Origin of the sequence: Xenorhabdus bharatensis (genome assembly GCF_037996705.1) — a bacterium.
Lineage (GTDB): Bacteria > Pseudomonadota > Gammaproteobacteria > Enterobacterales > Enterobacteriaceae > Xenorhabdus > Xenorhabdus bharatensis.
In genome coordinates, this window is record NZ_JBBMXG010000016.1 from 47,964 (window position 1) to 56,247 (window position 8,284).

Consider the following 8,284-nt stretch of genomic DNA (forward strand, 5'->3'; position numbering starts at 1 on the left):
AAAAAATAAACAACTAGATACATTCAGACCATTATTACTTTAGAATAACTTTACAACTTCGTCTAAGATTCCGGTTTGGTCGCATTACTATTGATATATTGACGCTCCGCCCCATAAGTAGCATGTAGTTCGCTATCAGTAAAAATTGATCTTCTGGATTCCGGCATCAGGCACCCGATAAAATATTTTCATTGTTACATATGCAGGCATAATGTATAGGCGAGTGCTAACGAACATACTGGACAATAATATTATAAGGTAACGTGGGAATTTAAAGAATTTTCTGGCTAAAAATATATTTTCAAGCACTTAAAAATCAATAGTCAATCAGATATAAATAAAACAAAACTATCAATGCATTGAATTAATACTGATGTATATCAGAGCTACACCGTCTTATTTTGGAGAAATAATAATAAAGTGTAATTAAATTTACAATTGACAGATAAATATACGAGTAAAAACATTAACCAATTATTCACCTTAGCATATTAATGTTTTCTTTCAAAAGGATTGTAATTATCAATTACATAGGTAATATTATTTAACGCACACAAAATAAATCGTCAAATAAATATTAACTTATTTTTAAAATAATGGAATTCACTGCAAGAGTTATATGTTTTCTCATATACATTAAATCTGTTTTTTGAGTATAACCTTTGCTTGCAAACTCCAACAAACTTTACGCGTTGAAAAGGATAATAAAATGTCTGGAAAACTCGAGGTATTATATCCTGCTGATGGTTCTAGTGTTATCAAAGGCCAACCATTCAGTGTGATGGTGAAAGTGAGCGGTGATGCATCTCTTAACAATAATTCAAAAATCCTTATAACTTCTTTTTCGGGTGTGGAGTATGATCCGGAAAATACGACAGATGTGAACAAACAACTAGTTCATATGCCTGCTTATATGCAAGGAACTACTTTTTATCAACAAATAATATTTAATGCAAAAGATGACAGTAACAGGTGCACACTCTCGTTTTCAGCTGGTCCAGAAGCCGAGTTAAACAAAAGTGTAACCTATACAATTATCGACAATCCAGACCTGAATCCATCTACTTGTGAAGTGAGCGTAGAGTCGGCTTTTTTATTCGATCCACAACCCGCTGGAGCTATAGGCCCCTTGCCAACAGAAAATAATCCATTCATTCAGGCATCAATCAATCCGAAGCTAAAAGATGGTGGTTCAATCTCACACTACGATATACACCTTAGAGTACCGGCTGAAATAAGAATACTCACAGGAGATCAGAGCAATCCAGATGAAATAACTCATTATTTTAAATATAATGGTATTTATTCCTATCTGATCCGGAAAACATCAAATGAAGCTGTGAATTTAAGAATATATGCCACCACAGATCTCGTTCAGTTAATTAAGCTTGATACTATATTCAATAATGAAGACTACTCATCACAACCCATATTTATCACTACTCAATTAGTTCATTTATCCCAAAACCTTAGTCCACCAAGCATTGGCGGAATATTAACTTCTTCTCATTTAACAAAGCCGCCTCACAAGGAAAATTTCGAATTTGAAATTCCGACCAGCAATTCTATCAAGTCTGGTAGTTTCTTAATTGGATTTGTGACGGACAATACGCAAAATTTTTATAAAAAACAATTATACGCTGAATTTTCACCAGATCCTTCAAACGGATATTATAATATTTGCGTTCCTTACAAGTATCTGTATGAGGGTATTAATCATATTAGTTACCTTGTTGTTACAGCCAACAACGCATCAAGATCCAAATTCCAATACATATATTATGATAGCAAAAATCCAAAACCTGGTGATGCTCCTCGGCCTCTGTATAAACCCCGGGTATTTAATCAGTTCAACCGAGAGATATATGAACCTAATCCAATATCACTCAACGATATTGGTAACAAAGGGCTTGAAGTTTGGCTGAGATACGTCAAGGACAATTCTGAATCAATCGCCATAGATGATACAATCACGATTACTGTACATATTTCAAACTGCATTGATGAAAATGAAGTAAAACGTACTCTACCGTTTAAGATTGATAAAAATCATGTCGTGAAGTCAGATGATGTAACATCTGGTTATTTTAAAGCCCATATTAATGCTAATGAACTTCAAAATTATGCACCAGCAGGTGATAATGTGGCAGGATCGATTTCAATAGAATACAACCGTATTCCTAAGGGCCAAACTCAAAGCCAAAACTCGAAAATTTTCACTACGGCGTTCAATACCGTCTTGCCTTAATAATCAGTATATGTGACATGCTAATTATTAATTTTATAATTAGCATGTCATCTTTTACTCAGAAGATAATTTTTGAAAAGGTGATTACATGGCGATGAAAAATAACCAACTTAGAGCACCCTATTTACCCCAAAGCTACAATAATACTATTGATGAAGAAAAATCAGATCAACACGAACTAGTAATAAAAATATACCAATATGATGATGTCCATATTGATGATAAAATTATTGTTCATTTGAATGAATATATATCTTCACCTCCATATTCTATTACATGTGACAATATCAATTATCCTGTGTATCAAATAACAATACCTTTTTATACTATACCTCTCGGTGAATATGATATTTTTTATACGATTATTAATCGTAAAGGATACCCAGCTAACTCCGCAACTAACAGAGTCACAATTACAAAATCAACACCTGTATCACCGGTTGTTAAAGGGACATACATACTTACAAATGGTGCCACAATAATTGATGCTGTCTCTTGGTGGGAAACCTACCCAATTTCTTCGGAAACAGGTGTGGGAAAACAGCTGAACACTGGTGTTTGGAGTAAAGAATATGGCGATGATAAAGACCCATCATTCTCCTTTGTCGAAGGAGAAAAAACCTACTATTTCGGATACACAGATGTTTCTCTTAACGGCTGGTATATTCAACAAATTTCGGCTCAGGGTCCTACAGGCCCTATACTGGCACAAGGTAAATGGGTCTATCGATCTGCACCCGGAACCGATTACAGTTATTCTTATCAGATGTTGCCCTTTATCATAGAGAGACAAACCTATGGTTTAGTATTTAATGAGATTGATACTCCCGATGGATTTGAGAAACATTGGTATATTCATCAGATTTCATCAAATGGTATCAACCCCGTACTGGTTAGCGGCAAATGTTCCGAATGCCAATTTAATGATTGCACTTTCCATACCTACATCACGTCTTTTGTTGAAGGTTGAGTGAGGATCAGTGAATAAATACCTTGCTCTCCGCTATTTTCCAAAGGATGGTGCTGAGCTATTTATTTGATGTCCCCAGTGGACGTCGGTTGGTTCAGGAGATTCAGGTTAATATGACGTACCTCTGCTTTTTGCTGTTCGGGCGGGCAGGAAAAGTCCTTGATACCTCTATCCTCAATCAAAACCACCGACGCCACTTCAACCACTCCGATATTTTCCGGCAAATATCAATTTGTTTATCCAATTTTCGACTGTTTTTCTGACATGGAATTACCGGTAGCATACCTTCTTGTTTGATGAGCTCCTTGGAGGTTTCGTTATTTGACGCCAATAATAATTTATCTCAACTTTTTGAATGAACAGCCTTAAGTCGGATCTCCAGCTTATCCAAAGCCTGTGTTGCCAGCCGGATGCTTCCAAGGGCGCAAATGCCCTGAGCTTCCTGCTCTATTTCTTCAGAGGATAAAATACCGGTACAAAGTGTGTACACGATGCGAGTAATAAAGAGCTGATGTAACTCGTTCATGGGCATGTCGAGCTGTTTAGGATCAAGCTCAGGAGCCTGTACACTGAGTGGTATGTCTTTGCGGAGATGCTCAGCCTGAAATACCGATTCAAAACTGGCAGCTGCCCGTATGCGATCACCTAACCACCAATTCGATGCCTGTATTCCCTGCCATTGCAACAAGGTTGAAAGAAATGATGTGGCATCGTATTGGCGTCCTTCTTGCGCTGAACGAAAGACCGTCGAATTCTCTATCCAGGGTGAAATGAGCACCGTCGGGACACGTACCCCAAGCAAATCAAAGCCAAAACCTCCCTCAGTATCATTACGATAAGCATTGTTGGTATAAGGAGGTGGAACGTGATCATAGATGCCACCGTGCTCATCGAAAGTGATTATCAGCAGTGTCTGATCGAAGTCAGGCCCCTGACGTAAAGCATTGTAGATGTCCGCCACCATTTTTAATCCGGGAGCCATATCTGAAGGAGGATGACAGGAGTTAGGAACCATGCCTGATGAATTTCCAACCCATGCGGGTTCAATAAAACTGAACGCTGGCAATGTACCTGCTTTGGCTGATGATATGAATTCGCTGATATCCGTGTTGTAATGGTCGGTTTTTTGATCGACTTCGTCAATATGTCCCTTTAAAAACAATTGGTTGGTATATTGCAGTTTTCCCCACGTAGCGTGGTAATAAAGTTTCCAGTCCTTGATACCGTGAGCCCATAACACATCCCAAACTGAGGGACGACGAGGAGACTTAGGCCACGAAATATAGATTTCTCCGGAATCAAAATTCTCCGTTTTGCAGAAAGATGATCCTGTTAGCGAAAAAGCCCGATTTGGGTCAGTAGGGCCAGGCAAGGAGCAGAACCAGGTATCGGAAACCGCATATTGCTTCCCCAACAGACTCAGTGGTTCCAGCATACTAGGATCGTAATAATCCATGACCTCATTAGGCGATTTTCCACTGAAGCTATAGCTCTTGACGAAACCTTTCATTTCTGGAATATGCCCAGCACCGGGCTCAGCTCCATCAAATAATTGTTGAATAATACCTGAATATGTATGATCGGGATCACTTCTTGGGTAGTCCACACTGTGTACGGAGAATTTGGTTTGATAATAGCGGTGACCATTTTTATCCGCATTCCAGTTCGTATTACTGGCTCCATCAAAAGGCTTATCAGGCCCAATAAATTTACCGACTTTATCCACGGTATAAAGATCACCGAACATATGGTCTAAGGAGCGATTCTCCAGCATCAGATATACCACTTTTTTGATCCGTTGCCGCATCCAGGGAATTGTTCCCGGGCCATCCTCTCCACCCTGCACTCCTTCTGGCAATTCTAATGGGACAAGGGGAGTCATACCAAACAGTACGGTATCGGCAGGTAAGGCACTCTTCCAGACGGTGATCGTTTTTGAAGGTAACCCCGGATGTGCCAGCGTTGGATCAACAGGCCAAAGAGTAATATCGCGGGAATCAGGATCCCAGCCGACAATTCTGTCACCCAGCGTGCAAAGTTTCGTGCTCGGGTCAATTGTCCACTGCATACCGGGAATTTGTGGTTCAGGCAGAATATCAGAGGCACTTCCACCGTCAAACATCCACGTCCGGCACTGACCATTACTTCTGTCCCGGCTGACGACATAACCTGCAGCAGGTATTAAATCCGCATTCGTGATTGTTTGCCAGTGTCCGGTAATATTTTGTGGACTATCAGCAGTAAGCATCAATGTACTGCTGAATGGATCGAAACGCTGACATTGATAGGCACCGGTATCTGGCTTGTATAACAGCAAATAATTACCTAAAGGAATAATTTCTGTCGAAGGATCCAACTCAGCACTCAGATCTCCTTGTGTTATGAGAGACGGCAAAAAATCCGCCTGAAAGATATCGACTTGCCACAAACGGAACTGGTTGGATGCGATTTCCCTGTCGATAACATAGTTACCAATGGGAATAAGTTGATGCCCTGATTTCACTGTCTGCCAATTGCCTGACTTAACTAAATGAAGCTCAGCAGTATCAGAATTAATAAACTGGTAAAGATTCCAGTCACCGGTTGAGGGTGTCCATTGGACAAGGAATTCATATGTAAGTGACATTGAACTTTCTCTCTATTGTATGTTAGTCAGGTAATAGCATCTTTTATTTAAGATATTTGATGCTATTTAAAATGATTTTTAATAAATATTTCCATTCAATTTATTGTTTTTATTAAATGTAATTTAAGGTCGTTATCCCAAGGTTATTTTTAATGAAAAATTCATTTGTTTAAATTAAAAGTATAGTTGCAAATATAAAAACACAAAAATAAACAATAAAAAAAGAGAGATTACTTTATTCAGATTTCCATAAATGAATATATTAAATTCTTACCAAGCCATTAAAATAAATATATTTTAACACTCAAAGCCAATGCAATAGATGTAAAAATAAATATATTAATAGTTATATCACACCTCATCCACCTGAGTGGGCAATGGTGGGGTAACTTCCTGAACCCCACCACTTAACAAAACTACCCTAACGGGCAATTGCCACACTTGATTTGATATGTTTAAGGTGGACAACAATCGTAAAGGTCACAACGACCAATAATGACCATGCTCCCCACTTTCCTGCATGAACAACAGACCAAGCACCTAATTGATTAGGATATTGCCAAACTCCAAAAAAGGTGCCGAAGTTTTCTGCTAACCAGATAAAAAAGCCAATTAATATAAACGATAATAATAGCGGCATTTTACGTTCTTTATCCAATGGCGTATAAAAAATAGTGCCACGGGCATACAATCCAAAAATAAAAGCCGTTAAGTACCAACGATAATCATCAATATAATGGTGACTAAAGAAGTTGATATAAATAGCCAGAGCTACCAATGTGGCCATCCAATACGGTGGATAGTGCTCAATGCGCACTTTAAAAAAACGCCATGACTGTATAATAAAGCTCCCTACAGCGGCATACATAAAACCTGTAAATAATGGGACTCCCCACAGTTTAGTGAACGCAGCATCAGGATATTGCCATGAACTGATAGAGGCTGAAGTTTTAAACAACTCCATGATAAAACCCACTAAGTGGAAGACACAAATCGCTTTAAATTCATCCCATGTTTCAAGCTTGAACCGTATTAACAATGCCTGAAAGCCTACTGCAAAGACTAGCAGTACATCATAACGCGGTATACCCAAGATACCTTTTGCCGGCACTAAAAATAAAGCCAAAAAAAAGAAACCGGCGAATAAGCACGAACGGGCATTAATCAAACCAAAGAAAAGAAACTCTAAAATAAACCGTTTAACACCGGTGCTATTATTGGGCTTATGTTCCATTAATAATTTATCAATTCTATTCAGAATATTAAGTTTCTGATACACATTTTCCATTCAATTAACCTATTATTTTATTTGTTGTTAATTCACTACAGTAATCCCTATGTCACGCCACGAATTCTAACAAAATTTGAGTAATCATTCATCCGCATCTATTCATTCAATAATCGGTTTAAACATACCGAGGATACGTATAGCATGTTGTACTAAAAGCTTAATATACATTTCGCCTTTCACGTTGTCTCTTTGTTAAACCCCGGTCACCGTTTTTATAAACATACGGCTATCTATACTACTGGGGATACTCTCCTTATCGCCGCAATATATATTGAAATCCATTGTGTATTGTGTATAAAGAGCGGGTATTGATTTTTTCTGGGCATGGCCTGTTATCCCGATATCCCGTATTGACAGGCTTAACCGTGATGTTCAGCAAGGCGGGCTAAAGCTGAGAATTCCAGACGATCTTACAAACATTCCCATTTATATTAATCTTTAATCAGCTGAAATCACTGCAATACCGCGCTAAAACCAGTTATCTCCGAGCATACGCATTATTTATTTTCCGATAAAAATGAGGAGTAACACCATGAAATGGAATAAAGTTTTTATACTATTATTTCCGGTCAATAGACCAAACAGGCCCAGAGATCCTTTGTTACCCACTAGTGAAATGCTCAAAAGAAGATACCAGATCCCTGAGGCACACTCCTTCGCCACAAAAACGATTGTCGGATATCGAGATTTACCTCCTCCTCATAGTCACTTTTCTCAACCTGCGGATAAGCCCTTTGCTCAGTGCGATCTTAATTCAAAATTAATCGTCGTTGCTCATGGTGCAGATCATGGCAACCGAATTTACCACGAAGAATTTGGTCGGCTTGATGGCGCATCGTTTGCCCGTATGCTTATCGACTACGGGTTAACTCAGGTTGGTTTGATATCAATGAAAGCCTGTCAAGCGGGTAAAGGTGAATTCTTGCCTACACTTGTTCAGACGCTGATAGAGGAAGGCGTAAAAATTGGCTGGGCCATAGGATACAAGTCAAATATAAATTTATATGACAACGCTATGACAACATCATGCTGGGATGTATTTACCCGCCCATGGTTCAAATTACCAGATAGTCAAAGGATTAGGATCCAACAGGGAAATGCTTTTGTCATTATTCCAAATAGTACTCGATTTAAGTATCCGTGATAAAT

At 38.6% G+C, this 8,284-nt stretch carries 5 protein-coding genes and 1 pseudogene; 4 read left to right on the plus strand and 2 right to left on the minus strand.

Features of this window, described 5'->3' with window-relative positions; translation table 11 throughout:
- Positions 1–709: 709 nt before the first annotated feature.
- From AAC855_RS15200 to AAC855_RS21685, 3 genes and pseudogenes are all read left to right on the plus strand, one after another.
- The gene (locus AAC855_RS15200) at positions 710–2,248 is read left to right on the plus strand and encodes a hypothetical protein (protein WP_340610707.1); all 1,539 of its coding nucleotides are present in this window, start codon (positions 710–712) and stop codon (positions 2,246–2,248) included.
- Between the two features lie 88 nt (positions 2,249–2,336).
- Positions 2,337–3,218 (plus strand): hypothetical protein, encoded by an 882-nt coding sequence (locus AAC855_RS15205; protein ID WP_340610708.1) that lies wholly within the window; start codon positions 2,337–2,339, stop codon positions 3,216–3,218.
- A 47-nt stretch (positions 3,219–3,265) separates the two neighbouring features.
- Positions 3,266–3,445: pseudogene (locus tag AAC855_RS21685) on the plus strand (IS5/IS1182 family transposase); the annotation flags it as partial.
- Positions 3,446–3,561: 116 nt separating this feature from the next.
- On the opposite strand, the gene AAC855_RS15210 reads toward AAC855_RS21685, so the two are convergent.
- Positions 3,562–5,844, minus strand: a complete 2,283-nt coding sequence (locus tag AAC855_RS15210; protein ID WP_340610709.1) for an alkaline phosphatase family protein — start codon at positions 5,842–5,844, stop codon at positions 3,562–3,564.
- Positions 5,845–6,265: 421 nt separating this feature from the next.
- Positions 6,266–7,132, minus strand: coding sequence for a DUF817 domain-containing protein (locus AAC855_RS15215; RefSeq protein ID WP_340610711.1), 867 nt, complete (start codon positions 7,130–7,132; stop codon positions 6,266–6,268).
- A gap of 535 nt (positions 7,133–7,667) precedes the next feature.
- Between AAC855_RS15215 and AAC855_RS15220 the strand changes: the two genes are divergently transcribed.
- Positions 7,668–8,279, plus strand: coding sequence for a hypothetical protein (locus tag AAC855_RS15220; RefSeq protein ID WP_340610712.1), 612 nt, complete (start codon positions 7,668–7,670; stop codon positions 8,277–8,279).
- Positions 8,280–8,284 lie beyond the last annotated feature (5 nt).